This is a genomic window from Salinifilum aidingensis, from assembly GCF_054782015.1.
The window spans coordinates 413,804-429,988 of the sequence record NZ_BAAGTH010000003.1 but is presented as its reverse complement, the minus strand read 5'-3'; the positions used below and the strand labels follow the sequence as shown (position 1 = coordinate 429,988).

The 16,185-nt window shown below is 73.2% G+C and carries 15 protein-coding genes; all 15 read right to left on the bottom strand.

What is annotated here, in order from left to right; translation table 11 throughout:
• A partial coding sequence (locus ACYVJE_RS07030; protein ID WP_461143780.1) for a Clp protease N-terminal domain-containing protein occupies positions 1–1,587 on the bottom strand: 1,587 nt, incomplete at its 3' end.
• A gap of 451 nt (positions 1,588–2,038) precedes the next feature.
• Entirely contained in the window at positions 2,039–2,872 is an 834-nt protein-coding gene (locus tag ACYVJE_RS07025) for an ABC transporter ATP-binding protein (protein ID WP_459158038.1), read from the bottom strand.
• Between the two features lie 8 nt (positions 2,873–2,880).
• The gene (locus ACYVJE_RS07020) at positions 2,881–3,960 is read right to left on the bottom strand and encodes a FecCD family ABC transporter permease (protein ID WP_461143800.1); all 1,080 of its coding nucleotides are present in this window, start codon (positions 3,958–3,960) and stop codon (positions 2,881–2,883) included.
• A 5-nt stretch (positions 3,961–3,965) separates the two neighbouring features.
• The gene (locus ACYVJE_RS07015; protein WP_461143779.1) at positions 3,966–5,087 is read right to left on the bottom strand and encodes a FecCD family ABC transporter permease; all 1,122 of its coding nucleotides are present in this window, start codon (positions 5,085–5,087) and stop codon (positions 3,966–3,968) included.
• A 596-nt stretch (positions 5,088–5,683) separates the two neighbouring features.
• On the bottom strand, positions 5,684–6,043 hold the full coding sequence (locus ACYVJE_RS07010; RefSeq protein WP_459158036.1) for a histone-like nucleoid-structuring protein Lsr2: 360 nt from the start codon (positions 6,041–6,043) through the stop codon (positions 5,684–5,686).
• 553 nt (positions 6,044–6,596) lie between these two features.
• Positions 6,597–8,051, bottom strand: a complete 1,455-nt coding sequence (gene lysS, locus ACYVJE_RS07005) for a lysine--tRNA ligase (RefSeq protein WP_461143799.1) — start codon at positions 8,049–8,051, stop codon at positions 6,597–6,599.
• A 179-nt stretch (positions 8,052–8,230) separates the two neighbouring features.
• Positions 8,231–9,124 carry a type III pantothenate kinase gene (locus ACYVJE_RS07000; RefSeq protein WP_461143778.1) on the bottom strand — a complete coding sequence of 298 codons (894 nt, stop codon included), beginning with the start codon at positions 9,122–9,124 and terminating at the stop codon, positions 8,231–8,233.
• Between the two features lie 93 nt (positions 9,125–9,217).
• Positions 9,218–9,736, bottom strand: coding sequence for an aspartate 1-decarboxylase (gene panD, locus ACYVJE_RS06995; protein ID WP_461143777.1), 519 nt, complete (start codon positions 9,734–9,736; stop codon positions 9,218–9,220).
• A gap of 31 nt (positions 9,737–9,767) precedes the next feature.
• Positions 9,768–10,667, bottom strand: a complete 900-nt coding sequence (gene panC, locus ACYVJE_RS06990) for a pantoate--beta-alanine ligase (RefSeq protein ID WP_461143776.1) — start codon at positions 10,665–10,667, stop codon at positions 9,768–9,770.
• 45 nt (positions 10,668–10,712) lie between these two features.
• On the bottom strand, positions 10,713–11,648 hold the full coding sequence (locus ACYVJE_RS06985; RefSeq protein ID WP_459158032.1) for a Rossmann-like and DUF2520 domain-containing protein: 936 nt from the start codon (positions 11,646–11,648) through the stop codon (positions 10,713–10,715).
• 122 nt (positions 11,649–11,770) lie between these two features.
• A complete protein-coding gene (locus ACYVJE_RS06980; RefSeq protein ID WP_459158031.1) occupies positions 11,771–13,105 on the bottom strand; it encodes a PrsW family intramembrane metalloprotease in 1,335 nt (444 codons plus the stop codon).
• A 147-nt stretch (positions 13,106–13,252) separates the two neighbouring features.
• Entirely contained in the window at positions 13,253–14,389 is a 1,137-nt protein-coding gene (locus tag ACYVJE_RS06975; RefSeq protein WP_461143775.1) for a DUF6779 domain-containing protein, read from the bottom strand.
• A gap of 135 nt (positions 14,390–14,524) precedes the next feature.
• Complete coding sequence (locus ACYVJE_RS06970; protein WP_461143774.1) at positions 14,525–15,034, bottom strand: DUF3180 domain-containing protein; 510 nt, start codon at positions 15,032–15,034, stop codon at positions 14,525–14,527.
• Positions 15,035–15,250: 216 nt separating this feature from the next.
• The gene (folK, locus tag ACYVJE_RS06965) at positions 15,251–15,745 is read right to left on the bottom strand and encodes a 2-amino-4-hydroxy-6-hydroxymethyldihydropteridine diphosphokinase (RefSeq protein WP_459158028.1); all 495 of its coding nucleotides are present in this window, start codon (positions 15,743–15,745) and stop codon (positions 15,251–15,253) included.
• 13 nt (positions 15,746–15,758) lie between these two features.
• On the bottom strand, positions 15,759–16,145 hold the full coding sequence (gene folB, locus ACYVJE_RS06960) for a dihydroneopterin aldolase (protein WP_459158027.1): 387 nt from the start codon (positions 16,143–16,145) through the stop codon (positions 15,759–15,761).
• Between the last annotated feature and the right edge of the window lie 40 nt (positions 16,146–16,185).

Genomic DNA, 16,185 nt, shown 5'->3' with positions numbered 1-16,185 from the left:
GATCGCCTGCGACACGGCCTTGACCGCGTCGTCCTGGCCGATGACCCGCTTGTGCAGCTCGTCCTCCATCCGCAGCAGCCGGGAGGTCTCCTCCTCGGTCAACTTGAACACCGGGATGCCGGTCCAGCTGGCCAGCACCTCCGCGATCTGCTCCTCGTCGACCTCGGCGACGACGTCGAGGTCACCGGCCTTCCACTGCTGCTCCCGCTCCTCCTTCTGCGTGATGAGCTGCTTCTCCTCGTCACGCAGGCGAGCGGCGCGCTCGAAGTCCTGACCGTCGATCGAGGACTCCTTCTCGCGGCGGACCTCGGCGATCTTCTCGTCGTACTCGCGCAGGTCCGGCGGAGCGGTCATCCGGCGGATGCGCATCCGCGCACCGGCCTCGTCGATGAGGTCGATCGCCTTGTCCGGCAGGTACCGGTCGTTGATGTAGCGGTCGGCCAGGCTCGCCGCCGAAGCCAGCGCCCCGTCGGTGATGGACACGCGGTGGTGCGCCTCGTAGCGGTCGCGCAGCCCCTTGAGGATCTCCACCGAGTGCTCCAGGGACGGCTCGCCGACCTGGATCGGCTGGAAGCGGCGCTCCAGCGCCGGGTCCTTCTCGACGTACTTGCGGTACTCCTCCATCGTGGTGGCGCCGATGGTCTGCAGCTCACCCCGCGCGAGCATCGGCTTGAGGATGCTGGCCGCGTCGATCGCGCCCTCGGCCGCACCGGCACCGACGAGCGTGTGGATCTCGTCGATGAACAGGATGATGTCCCCGCGGGTCTTGATCTCCTTGAGCACCTTCTTCAGGCGCTCCTCGAAGTCGCCGCGGTAGCGCGACCCGGCCACCAGCGAGCCGAGGTCCAGCGTGTACAGCTGCTTTTCCTTGAGCGTCTCGGGAACGTCGCCCTTGACGACCTGCGCGGCCAGGCCCTCCACGACGGCGGTCTTGCCGACGCCGGCCTCACCGATGAGCACCGGGTTGTTCTTCGTGCGCCGCGAGAGCACCTGCATGATGCGCTCGACTTCCTTCTCCCGGCCGATGACCGGGTCGAGCTTGCCCTCGCGCGCGTTCTGGGTGAGGTTGCGGCCGAACTGGTCCAGCACCAGCGACGAGGACGGGGTGCCCTCGCTGCGGCTGCTGCCGGACTCCGCCGGCTCCTTGCCCTGGTAACCGGACAGCAGCTGCAGCACCTGCTGCCGCACCCGGTTGAGGTCGGCGCCGAGCTTGACCAGCACCTGCGCGGCCACGCCCTCGCCCTCGCGGATCAGGCCGAGCAGGATGTGCTCGGTGCCGATGTAGTTGTGGCCGAGCTGCAACGCCTCCCGCAGCGACAGCTCGAGGACCTTCTTCGCCCGCGGGGTGAACGGGATGTGCCCGCTCGGTGCCTGCTGGCCCTGGCCGATGATCTCCTCGACCTGCTGGCGCACGCCCTCCAGCGCGATTCCCAGCGACTCCAGCGCCTTGGCGGCGACACCCTCACCCTCGTGGATCAAGCCCAGGAGAATGTGCTCGGTGCCGATGTAGTTGTGGTTGAGCATCCTGGCCTCCTCCTGGGCCAGGACGACCACCCGCCTCGCGCGGTCGGTGAACCTTTCGAACATTCGCACTCCCTGACTGCTGCGCCGGCGGTCTCGTACCGGGACACGGCCACCGCCTCCCGGGGTCGACTACCGAAGGTCGACGAGCCGATGTCCACGACGGGTATCAGCGTTTCCTGCGACCACTGTAGTAGGCCGGCCCGGTAGCGGTCCGTGCCCGACGGCGGCTGACAGCACACATTCTGCTACGACGACGCGAACAACGGCCCACTGACCAGCGGCATTCCCGCAGGTTCCAGGAGCGGACCGCGATGTCCGCCCAGCGCGAACAGCACCCGCGTCGCGGACGTGCCGTCCGCCCGCTCACCCGCCGCACCGCACGGCCCCGACCGCGGCCCGACCCGGGCGGGTGCGGGGACTCCGAAGAGGGCAGCTCTCCGCCGAGACTACGCGCGCACCCCCGCCGGAGGCCCGCGCATCGCCCGATCGGAGCAGTCCCGAGCGCCGGGCGCGATCACCCGCTCGCGGACCGGCGCCCCGCGACGGGCACCACCAGCGGGCCGCCCGCGACCGGATCGGTGATCACCCTGGCCTCCAGCCCGAACACCTCGGCCAGCAGCGGCTCGGTGATGACCTCCTCCGGAGCGCCGGCGGCGACGACCTCCCCGTCGGCCATGGCCACGAGCCGCTGCGCGTAGCGCGCGGCGAGGTTCAGGTCGTGCAGCACCATCGCCACCGTCCGCCCGCTCCCGGCGTGCAACGACTCGATCAGCTCGAGCACGTCCACCTGGTGCGACAGGTCCAGGTACGTCGTCGGCTCGTCGAGCATGAGCAGATCCGTGCCCTGGGCCAGCACCATGGACAACCAGGCGCGCTGGCGCTGCCCGCCGGAGAGCTCGTCCAGCGGGCGGTCGGCCAGCTCCGCGATGCCGGTCAGCTCCAGCGCCTCGGCCACCGCCCCCTCGTCGTCGGAGGACCACTGCCGGTACCACGCCTGGTGCGGGTGCCGGCCGCGCGCCACCAGGTCCGCCACCGTCAGACCCTCCGGGGCCACCGGCGACTGCGGCAGCATGCCCAGCACCTTCGCCACCTGCTTGGTGGACATGCCGTGGATCTGCGCGCCGTCCAGCAGCACCTGCCCCGACCGGGGCCGCAGCAGCCGCCCCAGGGCGCGCAGCAGCGTGGACTTGCCGCACCCGTTCGGCCCGATGATCGCGGTGATCGCCCCGTCGAGGACGTCGAGGTCGAGCCCGTCGACGACGACCCGCTCGCCGTAGGCCAGCTGCAGGTCGCGGGCGCGCAGCCGCGCGTCGGTGGTCGTGGCCGCGGCCACCTGTTCGGATGCCATCGAACTCGTCATACTCGGGCCTCCCGGTACCGGCGAACGAGCAGGTAGATCAGGTACGGCGCGCCGAGGACCGCGGTGACGACCCCCACCGGCAGTTCGATCACGCCGAAGGCGGTGCGGGCGATGAGGTCGGAACCGACCACCAGCACCGCACCGAGCACCGCCGAGGTCAGCAGCGGCGGCCGGGGTGTGCGCGCCAGCCGCAGCGCGATCTGCGGCGTGGCCAGCGCGACGAACACGATCGGGCCCGCCGCGGCCGTGGCCACCGAGGCCAGCGCCACCGCGCCGAGCAGCAGCGCCCCGCGCGCGGTGTTCATCCGCACGCCGAGACCGCGGATGGTGTCGTCGTCGAACTGCAGCGCACCGAGCACGTGCGCGCCGACGAGGCTCAGCGGGACGATCACCGCGAGCGCCAGCGCGACCGGCCCCACGTCCTCCCAGCCGCGCGCGTTGAGGCTGCCGGTCAGCCACACCATCGCGCGGCCGGCGTCGTTGACGTCGCCGAGCGAGAGCAGCCAGAACGTGGCGTTGCCGGTGAACGCGCTGGCGCCGACGCCGACGAGGACGAGCCGGTAGGAGTCCACCCCGCGGCGGTAGGCCAGCAGGTACACCGCCAGCCCGGTGCCGAGGCCGCCGAGCAGCGCCACCGCGGGCAGGCCGAACGTGGCCACCAGGCCGGTGGCGGTGCCCGCGCTGCCGCCGAAGACGATCACCGCGGTCGCGGCGGTTCCCGCCCCCCAGGTGATGCCCAGCATGTCGGGGCTGGCCAGCGGGTTGCGCAGCAGCGCCTGCATGATCGCGCCGGACAGGCCCAGCGCCGCGCCGACGAGCAGCCCCACCAGCGACCGCGGCAGGCGCAGCTCGGTCACGATGACCTGCGAGGCCGGGTCTCCCCCGCCGAACAGCGCGAGGAACACCCGCCCCGGACCGAGGGGGTAGTCACCGAGGCCCACGTTGAGCAGGAACATCAGCAGCAGCACCGCGGCCGAACCGAGCAGCGCCAGCAGCGGGCGCCAGCGCAGCACCCCGGACAGCGCGCCGAAGCGCACCGGGCGCCGCCCGGGCACGCGCGCGGCCTCCTGCACCATCCGGGTCACAACCGCACCAACTTCCTGCGCCGAACCAGGGCGATGAAGAACGGGGCGCCGACCATCGCCAGCATCACGCCGACCTGCACCTCGGCGGGCCGGGCGACCACGCGGCCCACCACGTCGGCCAGCAGCACCACCGCCCCGCCGAGCAGCGCGGAGAACGGCAGCACCCACCGGTAGTCGGCGCCGGTGAAGAACCGCGCGACGTGCGGCACGATCAGCCCGACGAAGCCGATCGGCCCGCACAGGGCCACGGCCCCGCCCACGAGCACCGCGATCGCCAGGATGCCGAGGCGGCGGGCCCAGGCGATCCGGTGTCCGAGCGAGCGGGCGACGTCCTCGCCGAGGGACAGCGCGTTCAGGGCGGGGGCGTTGCCGAGGGCGATCACGATGCCCACGAGCAGCAGCGGCAGCACCTGCAGCGCCACCTCGGGGTTGTCGATCGCGATGGAGCCGACCTTCCAGAACCGGTAGGCGTTGAGGCTCTCCTGGTCGGTGAGCACCAGCCCCGAGGTGATGCCCTGCAGCAAGTAGCTGATCGCCATGCCCGCCAGCGCGAGGGTGACGGGGCTGGGCGCGCCGCGACCGCCGAGCGTGCCGATGACGAACACCGCCACGGATCCGAGCAGCGCCCCGGCGAAGGCGAACCACACCGAGCCGAGCAGCGAGCTGATGCCGAAGACGTAGGTGGCGAGCACGACGCCGACCGCGGCGCCGTGGGTGATGCCGAGGATGCCGGGGTCGGCGATCGGGTTGCGCGTGTGGCCCTGCATGAGCGCACCGGCCAGCCCCAGGCACGCCCCGACGAGCGCGCCGAGGAGCGTGCGCGGGACGCGGAGCTCCCGCACGATCAGCACGTTCTCCGCGGAGACGCCGGCGCCGCCGGTCAGCGCGCGCCACACCTCGGCGACCGGGATCGTCTTCGCGCCGATGGCGATGCTGAGCACCGCGCCGAACGCGAGCAGCAGGGCGAGGACGCCGAGGCCGGTGAGCCGTCGCCGCCGCCGCTGCTGCACCCCCGACCGGTCCGGTTCCGGTCGCGCGCGCCGCTGCTCCGGTTCCGGTTCCGGCGGGGAGTCCACCGGCCCTCGTTGGTGCGCGCCGGCGGCCACGCTGCGCTTCACATCCGTCTCCTGACCACTCACCGAACTCGCCCCGGTTAGGTTAGGCCCACCTAACGGACACCCGACAGGGTGGGTGAGGATGTCGGAGATCACACCCCGGTCACGGGATCCGCGGGAGCCGGATGCGAGCACACCGCCGGCACCTGCGGCCCGCCCCGCCTGAGCCACGGAGCGCCCGGAACGCCCCCGCGGGAGCACCCGGAACACCCGGGGCGGGGAGCGCGGAAAGCAGCGGGGTCCGGGCGTGCAGCCCACCACGCGCGGAGAGATCACCGGATCGGGTGGTGCGTGCATTTCTCGAGAAATGCACGCACCGCTGGTCAGCGGGCACTGAGCGCGACCGCGGAGGCGGGAGAACGGGATCGGATCACGCGGTGGAGGAGCGGGCGCGGCCGACCGGGTGCGACTGGCCGGGTGCGACTGGGCGGGTGCCGGCCGGAGGGACGTGCGGCGCGCACGTTTCGCGGGTAGGAGGCGCCCCGGAGGATCCCGGAACGCCTCCCACCCGCCGGTGGCCCGCCGGGGAAAATGGCGTGACGACGAGCGGACCGCGGCGGAGACGGCCGCGGCCCGCTGTTCGATTCAGCGCACCGCGCTCAGTGCGCCTTGTGGTACTGCTCCACGATGTCGGCGGGAATCCGGCCGCGATCCGAGACCTTCAAACCGCGCTTGCGCGCCCATTCCCGAATCGCCTGATTCTGCTCCCGGTCGGCCGTGGTGGCCGAGCCGCTGGACTTGGAGCGGGAAGGAGTCGACGGCTTCGGCCCCGGCTTCTTCCGCCCGCCGGCGCGCCGCGCATTGGAGACGTAGTTCGCCAGGGCGTCCCGCAACTCGGCGGCGTTGTCCTCGGACAGATCAATCTGGTAAGAGACACCGTCCAAACCGAACTCCACGGTTTCCACGGCCTCGCCGCCGTCCATGTCGTCCACCAGCTGGACCGTGACCTTCTGTGCCATCCTCGAAGTCCTCCCCGGGTTATTTCAGCAATAGCGGGACAGCGACCATCTCCTCGGGACATCTCCGCGGGAAGGCGCTCCCGGAGATGCGCGCCCGAGGCAGATCTCCCTCGCAGGGGTGGCAAAGCCGTCGCCGACGATTATTCGTACGGCTAGGCTAGCGCAAGAACTCCGATTACGCACTCACCCGGGGCGGATTCCCCGCCCGCAGGCTCCGTTCCCATTCCGCCGCCGCGGCGGCCGCGGTGTTTCCCGCCGCGTTTTCGCCCGCACCTTTCCTCCCGCGCGGGCGGCATCCCGCCCGCGGGCCCCTTCCCGCACCCGGTCCTGCCGCGCCGCAGAACCGGCGGCGGAGCACGCGCACTCCGCCGGGGATCTCGCAGTTCCGCCGGGCCGGCGCGGATGCGCCGGCCCGGCGGTGCGCGTGCCGACCCGGTGCAGCCGAAACCCGGTGCAGCTGAAACCCCGTGCAGCTGAAAGCCCGCGCGGGCGAAACCGGCGCGGAACCCGGAAAACCGCGGAACGGCCCGTCCCGCCCGCGCCGAGGGGACCGCTACTCCGGCCGCACCAGCGGGAACAGGATCGTCTCGCGAATCCCGAGTCCGGTCAGCGCCATCAACAACCGGTCGATGCCCATGCCGACACCACCGCTCGGCGGCATCCCGTACTCCAGCGCGCGGAGGAAATCCTCGTCCACCGGCATCGCTTCCTCGTCACCCGCGGCCGCCAGCCGCGCCTGCTCCTGGAGGCGCTGCCGCTCCACGACCGGGTCGACGAGTTCGGAATACCCGGTGGCGAGCTCGACCCCGTGCACGTAGAGGTCCCATTTCTCCGCGACGCCCGACCGCTGCCGGTGCTGCCGCGTCAGCGGGGAGGTCTCCACCGGGAAGTCGCGGACGAACGTCGGCACCGTGATGTGGTCACCGATGAGGTGCTCCCACAACTCCTCGACGAGTTTGCCGTGCCCGTGCTGCGGATCGACCGACATTCCCCGCGCCGAGGCGTGCTCGCGCAGCTCCTGCACGGAGGTTTCCGGGGTGATTTCGGTTCCGAGCTCTTCTGACAACGATCCGTACATGGTCAGCCACGGCCACTCCCCGGAAAGGTCCACCTCGGTGCCGTCGAACCACGTCACCCGCTGACCGCCGGTGACCGATTCGGCGGCCTCCTGGATGAGTTCCCGGGTGAGCCGGGCCATGTCCCAGTAATCGCTGTAGGCCTCGTAGAACTCCAGCATCGCGAACTCCGGGGAGTGGGAAGAATCACTCCCCTCGTTGCGGAAGTTCCTGTTGATCTCGAAAACCTTCTCGATACCGCCGACGACGCACCGCTTCAGATACAACTCCGGCGCGATGCGCAGGTACAGGTCCATGTCGAACGCATTTGAATGCGTCACGAACGGGCGCGCGGCCGCACCCCCCTGCAACGTCTGCAACATCGGGGTTTCCACTTCGAGGTAGCCGCGGCTGTGGAACGAATCGCGCAGCGCCCGCTGGGTCGCGGCCCGGATGCGCACGGTGTCGGCGGCCTGCTGCCGCACGATCAGGTCGACGTAGCGCTGCCGCACCCGGGTCTGCTCCCCCAGGTCCTTGTGCATCACCGGCAGCGGCCGCAGCGCCTTGGCGGCCATCCGCCACTCGCCGACCAGCACCGACAGCTCCCCGCGGCGGGAGGTGATGACCTCGCCGTGCGCGAAGACGTGGTCGCCCAGGTCGACATCGCTCTTGAACGCCTCGAGGTCCTCCTGGCCGACCTGCTGCAGGCTGAGCATGGCCTGCAGCTCGGTGCCGTCCCCGGCGCGGAGCGTGGCGAAGCACAGCTTGCCGGTGTTGCGCATGAAGATGACCCGGCCCGCCACGCCGACGAAGTCGCCGGTGGAGGTGTCCGCCGGCAGATCCGCGTGGGCGGCGCGCACGTCCGCGAGATCGTGGGTGATCGGCAGTTTCACCGGGTACGGGTCGACCCCGGAATCCAGCAGTCGCTGGCGCTTCTCCTGCCGGACGCGCATCTGCTCCGGCGTGGTGTCGGCGGCTTCCGCGGCGGCCTCGTTCGCGGGCTCCTCGGCGGTGGGACGGTCCTGGTCAGTCACGCCCCAAGGGTACGTTTCGGCTCGCGCACGGCCGTAACCAGGAGGGCCCTCCCCGCCGGCCCCGACCACCCGCCCGCAACGGCCGATCCGCAGACCCCTCACGCACCGAAGTTGCGCTCGTAGACCAGACGCAGCCCCAGCAGTGTCAGCTCCGGCACGTTCGCCGAAATCGTGCGCGATTCCGACACGACCAGCGGGGCCAGGCCGCCGGTGGCGAGCACGGACGTCGAGCCGCCGTAGGTGCGCTCCAGCTCCGCCACGATGCGCTGCACCAGCCCGTCGACCTGGCCGGTGAACCCGTAGAGGATGCCGGACTGCAGCGCCTCCACCGTGTTCTTGCCGATGACCGACCGCGGCGGCTGCAGTTCCACCTTGCGCAGCTGGGCGGCGCGCGCGGCCAGCGCGTCCAGGGAGATCTCCACACCGGGCGCGAACGCACCGCCGAGGAACTCGCCCTTGGCCGAGATCGCGTCGATGTTCGTCGACGTGCCGAAGTCGACGACGACGCAGTTGACGTGGTGCAGGTGGTGCGCGGCCAGCGTGTTGATCACGCGGTCGGCGCCGACCTCCTTCGGGTTGTCCACCAGCAGCGGAACGCCGGTGCGCACACCCGGTTCCACGACGACCCGCGGCAGGTCGGGCCAGTACCGGTCGAGCATCACGCGCAGCTCGCGCAGCAGCGCGGGCACTGTGGACAGCGCGGCCACGCCGGTGATCCGCTCGGCGTACTCGCCGAGCAGGCCGCGCATCGTCAGCGCCAGCTCGTCGGCGGTCATCCGCGGCTCGGTGCGCATGCGCCAGGTGCGCACCGGCCACCCGGACGGTTCCGGACCGGCCGGGCTCCCGCCCGCGGTGCTGCGAACCCCGACGTCCCGGCCCGCGGTGCCGCGGTCCACACCGGATGCCCCCGACCCGGCGGGGTGTTCCGCCTCGCCGTCGGCGAACGCCCCGAGCATGATGTTCGTGTTGCCCACGTCGATGGTCAGCAGCACCCGTGTCCTCCCGCTCCTGCCGCGGTCCTCCGCCCGCGGGAGCCTCCGGCCGGCGGCGGCTCCCGCGGATGATCTCGTCGTCCGAGGTCCTGCTTACTGCTCGCGCGGCAGCGCGTCCAACCGGGCGGCGCCCCCGGCCGGGCCGTCCGCCTCCGGACCGGTGGCACCGGGCGGCGCGACGGCCTCGCCGGACTCGGTGCGAGCACCGCTGCGCAGGCCGGACTCCACCGCTCCCGCCGGCACCGCGGAGGGGTCCCCGCCGCGGTCGACGATCCTGTTGTCCGCGTCGACGAACAGCACGCGCGGGCTGCGCGTGCGCGCCTGCTGCTCGTCCATGACACCGAACGCCAGCAGGATCACCAGGTCACCGGGGTGGATCAGGTGCGCAGCGGCCCCGTTGATGCCGAGCACGCCGGAACCGGCCTCGCCGGTGATCACGTAGGTCTCCAGCCGCGCCCCGTTGGTGACGTCGACGATCTGCACGAGCTCGCCCTCGAGCAGGTCGGCCTCGCGCATCAGGTCGGCGTCGATGGTCACCGAACCGACGTAGTGCAGATCCGCCTGGGTCACCGTCGCCCGGTGGATCTTGGATTTCAGCATGGTCCGCCACATGACCGGCACCTCCCAGCCGAGCCCCGCGGGCTCACTCCATCCCGCCGCCGAGGGTCGCGCCCACGTTGTCGATCAGGCGCGTCCCGCCCGCGCGCACCGCGGCGAGCAACCGCGCTTCGCCCTCCTCCGGGGCGGGGCCGAGATCGCGGGAGCGCAGTTCGACGTACTCCACCTCGAGCCGCGGCTCCTCGGCCAGCACCTCCCGCACGGCCGAGAGCACCGCCGCGGCACCGCCCGACCCGGCGTGCGAGCCGGCCGCCAGCGCCGCCGAGAGCACCGCCGCGGCGGAGCGGTGCTCCGCGTCCAGGTAGGCGTTGCGCGAGGACAGCGCCAGGCCGTCGGACTCGCGCACCACCGGCACGCCGAGCACCTGCACGTCCAGGTTGAACTCGCGCGCCATGCGGTTGATCAGCACCAGCTGCTGGTAGTCCTTCTCCCCGAAGAACGCCTGGTCGGGGCGGACGATGTTGAGCAGCTTGAGCACCGCGGTCAGCACACCGGCGAAGTGCCCGGGCCGCGCCGCGCCCTCCAGCTCCTCGCCGAGCGGTCCCGGGTGGACGGACAGCTGCGGGTCCGACCCGTACATCGCCTCGGTGTCCGGGGCGAACACCAGCTCCACGCCCGCTTCGCGGCAGGCCTCGACGTCGGACTCGAACGTGCGCGGGTAGCGCTCGTAGTCCTCGCCCTCGCCGAACTGCAGCGGGTTGACGAAGATCGACACCACGGTGATGTTGCCGGGCACCGCGCGTGCGGCGCGGATGAGCTCCATGTGCCCCTCGTGCAGCGCCCCCATGGTGGGCACGAGGGTGATCGTGCGGCCGGTGGACCGCAGCGCCCGGGTCACCTTCGCCAGCTCCTCCGGCCGGCGGTGCACCGTCACGTCGTTCGGGGTGTACCCGGGACCGGCACCGACCTGGTGCGACGCCTTCATTTCTCGCTCCTGCTCATCGGGTGTCAGCGGGGATCGGGGACGTCCTCACTCCGGATCTGCTCCGGTGCCGGGCGCCGCGCCCGGCCCGTCGAGCACCGCCCGCACCGCGTCGGCGTCCTCCGCGCGCAGGATCCCGGCGCGCTCGGTCCGCCGGGCGGTGCGCCGGGCCAGTTCCCGGTACCCGGCGAGGACCTCCGGATCGGCCTCGCCCAGCGCGTCCAGGTGCGCGGCCACGGTGCCCGCGTCGCCCCGCACCACCGGACCGGTGGTCGCGCGGTCGCCCAGCCGCAGGGAGTTGTCCAGCGCGGCCGACAGCAGCGGGCCGAGCAGCTGCTCCGCCGGCTCCACCCCGGCGGTGCGCAGCAGTTCGACGCACTCGTTGACCAGCGTGACCAGGTGGTTCGCGCCGTGGGTGAGCGCGGCGTGGTACAGCCCGCGGGCGTGCTCGGGCACGCGCACGGGTTCCATGCCGGTTTCCAGGGCGAGGGCCTCGGCGACCGGCCAGCCCGGTGCGTCCTCCTCCGCCCCGGCGTCCGCGGCGGTGATCGCCATGCACGCCGACGGCAGGCGCTGCACGTCCTCGGCGCGACCGGTGAACGTCATCGCGGGGTGCATCGCCACGGGCAGCGCGCCCGCCTCCGCCGCGGGGTCGAGCACGTGCACGCCGTGCGCACCGGAGGTGTGCGCGACGATCTGCCCCGGCCGCAGCGAGCCGGTCGCGGCCAGACCGCGCACCAGCCCGGGCAGGGCGTCGTCGGGCACCGCCAGCAGCACCAGGTCGGCCGCGCCGACGACCTCGTCGGGCGAGCGCACGGGCACGCCGTCGAGCAGTTCCGCGGCGCGCCGCAGGGAAGCGTCCGAGACCCCCGACACGCCGGTGATCTCGTGACCCGCCCGGCGCAGCGCCGCACCGAGCACGCTGCCCACGCGTCCCGCGGACACGATGCCGACCCGCAGGCGGGGTCGCTGCGCGTGACCCACGTCGTCCTCCTCAGCCGTTCCAGTCCCATCCGGGTACCGGACGTCCACTGCGAGCGTAGAGCGCACCCGGCGGTGCACCGGGCCGGGGGTGTCGCATCACACTGATCGGCGGTGCCCGCGGGTCACTGCGGGCGGCGCGGCTGGCGCGGTCGCTGCACCCGCATCTGGGTCAGCTCGTCCAGCTTGAGCTTGGCCGTCCGGATGGCCTGCTGCGTGCCGGCGGCGGAGCGCCGCGCCTGCTTCAGCTCGGCGACGAGCTGCTCGCGCCGTTCGCGGCGTGCCGTGCTCGTCGTCCACCCCTGCTGGGCGCGGTGCTGCAGGAACGCCAGCTCGGTGACGGCGATCTGGTAGTCCCGCACCCCCTTGGCGGCCTCCTTGCCGGCGCTGCGCCGGACCGTGCGCAGCCACCCGCGGCGGGCGGCGAGCGTGACCAGCAGCTCGCGCTCGTTCTCCACGATCAGCCCGGCGCGCTGCAGCACCGGCAGCTGCTCGACGACGATGCGCTGCTCGCGCTTGCGCTGCCACCACACGAGCCACCCGGTACCGGCGAAGACCGGCACCATGATGAGGAAGTAGATCACGAGGAAGCGCTCCCCGCCGAGCGTGGTGGAGGCGTTCCACACCGCGTGCAGCGCGACCGCCAACAGGTAGCCGGCCGCGGGCCAGAGCACCCGCGGGGCCCGCGCGCGGCTGCGGGCCGCCAACCCGATCCCGATGCCCACCATCGCCGTGAACAGCGGGTGGGAGAACGGGGCGAGCACGCCCCGGAGGATGAACACGGCGACCACCCCGCCGCTGACGCTGCCGAAACCGCCCTCGGCGAAGGCCTTTCCGAAGTACAGGATGTTCTCGATGAACGCGAAACCGGCTGCGGTCAGCGCGGCGTAGACGATGCCGTCGACCATGCCGTTGAACTCGGAGCGGCGGCGGAACCACAGGGCCACGACGAACAGCGCCTTCGCCCCTTCCTCCACGACCGGCGCGGTGAGCACGAGGGCGAAGAACCGCTGGTCGCTCCGCGCGAAGAGCATGTCGCCGAGGTCGGTGACGGCGTCGTTGAGCAGCAGCGCCGAGGCGGTCGCCCCGCCCGCGCCCCAGAGGAACGCGCCGAGCAGCAGCTTCGGCGGCTCCGGTTCCCACCGGTCGATCCAGATGGTCGCGGCGAAGACCGCGCCGACCGGCAGCAGCGCAGCGGTCGCGCCCACGAGTCCGGGCAGCAGGCCGACGCGGGAGGTGGTGACGCCGAGCATCGCCAGCCCGCACAGGGACAGGACGAGCAGCCCGGCGACCGGCCAGCCGACCTGGTGGTGCTTGCGCTGCTGCAACCGGCGCGCGGCGGAGACGTCGTGCTGGGCAACGCCGAGATCCCCGGAACCGCCGGCGGAATGCGCCGGGCCCGCCGGGTGGGGATCGTGGGCGTTCCCGCCTCCGGGAACGTGACGATCACGGTGTGGCACGTCCCAAACCCTAGATTGCTCCCCCCGCAACGGGACGTGCACCCGCGCGGGGACGCCGCGGTGCCGCGCCGAGGTGGTGAGCACTCCCCGCGCGATGTCCACCCCGGAACCGCGGGAGCGGCGCGCGTCCCTCCGGGGAGGCGGGTCTCAGCCGCGCCGGCGTCGGCGGCCGGGGCGCGTGCCCGTGTCGCCGTAGGCGGCGAGGAGCTCGGTCACCGAGGTGCCCGCCGTGTGCGCGCCGGCCTCCGGATCGTCGGCGGAGTTCCCACCACCGCTCGCCTGCGCCTCGACGTCGTCCGTCCCGGTACTGCTCGAAGGGGCCGCGGTGCCGCTCGGCTGCGCCCCGGGCGACTCCGCGCCCGGACCGCGGGCGCCCGTGCCCGCCGGGAAAGCCCCGGCAGCGGACGCGCCGGCAGCGGCACCGTCGTGACCGGGTGCCGCGATCCCCGGGTACGACCACTCGTTGCCGACCGCCTGGCGCGGCGGCTCCGGCACCCGCCCCGGACGCCCCGGAGCCGGGTGCGCCGGGGGCGCCGCTGCCTGCCCCCGCGCCCCCCGGTCCGGGGGCGGCGCGACCGGGACCATCCCGCTCCCCGAGGCCTCCGCGCTGCGCGCGCGGCCCTCCGCTCCCGGGCGCGCCTCGGCGAACGGGGGTGCCTCCGCCCGCGGGGCCGCCTGCGCCCGCGGGGCCGCGTCCGCGCGCCCCGGCACAACGGCCGGCAGTTCGTGCGTGTCCGCGGCGCGCACGACGAGCGCGTGCCGGTCGGCGGCCGCACCGTCACCGCTGCGCTGCCCATCCGCCTCGGCGGGCAGCGCCAGCCGCACCCGGTCGTCCCCGCCGACGTGGTGCGCGGCCTCCCGGAACCGCTGCAGCTCGCGCAACTCCTCCTCGTACTCGGCCGCGACCTCCCTGCGGGCCTCCTCGGCCACGCGGGACTCGAACTCGCGGCGCGCGGCGGTCTCCCGCTCCAGCTCGCGCTCGTAGGCGCGGCGCTGCTCCGCCACCCGGCGTTCCTGCGCGGACAACCGGTGGCGCGCACGCGCCACGGCGAACGCGCAGAGCAGTGCGGCCCACAGCGCGGTGACCACCCCGAGCCGCAGCAGCCGCACGTCATCGCTGAGGATCAGCACCCCCGCGGCCGCCGCCGCGAGGAACACGGCGGCCGCCTTCGGCGCCTGACGGCCCCTCGGCGTCTGGCGACGCAGCCCCGGTCCCGGATCGGGATCGCCGCCCGCGGCTGATCCCGCCCCGGATTCCGCAGGGGGGTGATCACGCTTCGCCATGGCCTCACGATACCCGCGCGGCCTCGGCACGAGGACCCGCATGACCCGTCCGAACCGTCCGCGAGCGCGGTGAAACCGGCAACAACGCCCGGTCTCCGCAGGGCACACTCACCACTTCGGACGAGTGGAATTCGATCACTCGCGGTAACCCTCCGGGTCGGACTCCGCCTCGTCGCGGTCCTGCGGTTCGTCCGGGTTGCGCAGTCGGCGTTCCAGGAACAACCCGGCACCGAGCAGCAGCAGCGCGCTGATCAGCCCGACCACCGCCGCGCCGCTGTCCGAACGCGCCTCGGCCACGCTGGAGGCCTGCGGCACGAGGTAGCCGAGCATGCCGACCCACACGCCGCTCATGATCGCGCCCGCCGCGGACGACGCCTTCGCCAGCGCGAGCGCCCGCGCGGCCGTGAGCGCGTCCTCCGGGCCCCGGGCCTCGCGCCGCTGGATCCGCCCGCCCAGGGTGAACGCCACGCCCAGGTCGACGGCCGCGACGACGAGCAGCGTCGCCCCGGCGAACAGGGGCAGCGGCGGGAGCGAGCCGTAGGACACCCGGACGAGCCCGAAGACGACGATCGCGGCGATGGCTCCGACGAGGACCAGGTGCCGCGCCTGGGTGTAGGTCATGCCGTTGTGCTGCCGAGGTGCCACGCGCCCAGGATCGCACCCGCGGCCGCCTCCGCCCAGGCCGGCCGCGGGAGGCGGCGTCTCCCGGCGGCACCGACGACCGGAGCGGCCACGGGTGCAGGCGCTACCGGGTCGCTGAGCACCGCCACCAGTCACTCGCCTGGTCCGGCTCGTCGATCTGTTCGCTGCGAACCCGTCGGCTCGGACGCCGACGGCGGCGAGCACCAGCCACCGCGAGTGCTAGACCAACGCCAGGTCGTCGCGGCGGTGCACCCCGGCGCGCTCCTCCTCCGACAACCGCTCCAGCAGCTCGGCCACCGGCCCGTGCCCCGGCAGGTGCGCCTGCGGATCCGCGGCCAGCCACGGGACGAGCACCGTCGCCCGCTGCGGTGTGCCCGGGTGCGGCAGCAGCAGCTGCGGGTCATCGCTGCGCACGTCGTCCACGGTGACCACGTCGACGTCGAGGGTGCGCGGGCCCCACCGCTGCTCGCGCTCGCGCTCGGCCCGCTGCTCCAGCTCCTGACCGCGGCGCAGCCAGTCCCACGGGCCGAAGTCCGGCGAGGACACCAGCAGCACCGCGTTGAGGAAGTCCGGCTGGTCGGTCACCCCCCACGGCGCGGTCTCGTACACCGGTGAGGCGGTGCGCAGCTCACCGGCGAACCCGTCCGCGGCGAGCTGCAGGAAACCCAACCGGTCGCCCAGGTTGGACCCCAGCGACAGGACCGCTGCGCTCATCGGCAGCCCCCTCTCAGCACTGCCCGCCGCGGCCGCCGCGGCGGGAACGCCGGATCGTCACCGCGACATCGCCGAACGGCACCTCGATCGGCGCCTGCGGTTTGTGGATCGTCACCTCGGCGGCGTGCACCTGCCCGTGCGTGGCGAGGACGTCGTCGGCCGCCTCGGCCGCCACCGACTCGATGAGATCGCGCGGCTTCCCCCCGACGATCCCGGTGACCCGGTTGGCCAGCTCGCCGTAGTGCACCGTGCTGCGCACGTCGTCGGTCGCGGCCGCCTCACCGAGGTCGACCCACAGCGTCACGTCGACGAGGAACTCCTGCCCGTCACGCCTCTCGTGCTCGTGCACCCCGTGCCGGGCCCACACCCGCAGGCCGGTCAGTGCGATCCGGTCGGCCACCTGTCCTCCTCGTCCTCGGCTGTCACGGCTCTCGGAGCCC

What these genes read in the sequence shown, in the direction of transcription:
- ACYVJE_RS07025 (WP_459158038.1), bottom strand. Translation starts at nt 2,872, where the DNA reads ATGGCATCCGAACAGGTGGCCGCGGCCACGACCACCGACGCGCGGCTG.
- ACYVJE_RS07020 (WP_461143800.1), bottom strand. Translation starts at nt 3,960, where the DNA reads ATGGTGCAGGAGGCCGCGCGCGTGCCCGGGCGGCGCCCGGTGCGCTTC.
- ACYVJE_RS07010 (WP_459158036.1), bottom strand. Translation starts at nt 6,043, where the DNA reads ATGGCACAGAAGGTCACGGTCCAGCTGGTGGACGACATGGACGGCGGC.
- lysS (WP_461143799.1), bottom strand. Translation starts at nt 8,051, where the DNA reads ATGCGCGTCCGGCAGGAGAAGCGCCAGCGACTGCTGGATTCCGGGGTC.
- panD (WP_461143777.1), bottom strand. Translation starts at nt 9,736, where the DNA reads ATGTGGCGGACCATGCTGAAATCCAAGATCCACCGGGCGACGGTGACC.
- panC (WP_461143776.1), bottom strand. Translation starts at nt 10,667, where the DNA reads ATGAAGGCGTCGCACCAGGTCGGTGCCGGTCCCGGGTACACCCCGAAC.
- ACYVJE_RS06975 (WP_461143775.1), bottom strand. Translation starts at nt 14,389, where the DNA reads ATGGCGAAGCGTGATCACCCCCCTGCGGAATCCGGGGCGGGATCAGCC.
- folK (WP_459158028.1), bottom strand. Translation starts at nt 15,745, where the DNA reads ATGAGCGCAGCGGTCCTGTCGCTGGGGTCCAACCTGGGCGACCGGTTG.